1 protein-coding gene is annotated in these 594 nt (G+C 44.9%); it reads left to right on the top strand.

Features of this window, described 5'->3' with window-relative positions:
• Nucleotides 1-38 precede the first annotated feature (38 nt).
• Nucleotides 39-594: cupin domain-containing protein (locus tag AB4512_RS15425; RefSeq protein ID WP_372175148.1), on the top strand; the 556-nt coding region annotated here is incomplete at its 3' end.

Here is a 594-nt window from a genome sequence, read left to right on the forward strand (position 1 = left end):
AGCATCTAGCATCTAGCATAAAAATATACAGGATTCACATGTACCAACTCAGCTTTTCTATGCCCGAGTTTCTTGAAAACTACTGGCATAAAAAACCAACCATCTTAAAGGGTGGCTTCCAAAACTTCGTCGACCCAATTTCGCCGGAAGAACTTGCTGGTTTATCGATGGAAGAAGAAGTGGATTCTCGCTTTGTCTCTAACCTCGACAATCAGTGGACTGCAGAACACGGCCCATTCTCTAAAGAAAAGTTTGGCGAATTAACCGAAACTCATTGGCAACTGATCGTTCAAGCAGCGAACCACTGGCACCAAGGCGCAAATCAGCTGACTGAGGCGTTCCAAGCGTTACCAAACTGGTTATTCGACGATCTCATGATCTGCTACTCAGCACCTGAAGGCGGCGTAGGCCCACATATTGATCAATACGATGTCTTCATCATTCAAGGTCAAGGCAAACGTCAATGGAAGGTTGGCGCTAAAGATGTTGGCCAATACAAAGAGACTGTTCAAGCGTCTGCACTTCGTCAAATTGAAGGTTTTGACCCAATCATTGATGAAACTTTAGAGCCGGGCGATATCCTTTATATCCCAC

Origin of the sequence: Vibrio sp. 10N.222.52.B7 (assembly GCF_041474275.1) — a bacterium.
Lineage (GTDB): Bacteria > Pseudomonadota > Gammaproteobacteria > Enterobacterales > Vibrionaceae > Vibrio > Vibrio crassostreae_C.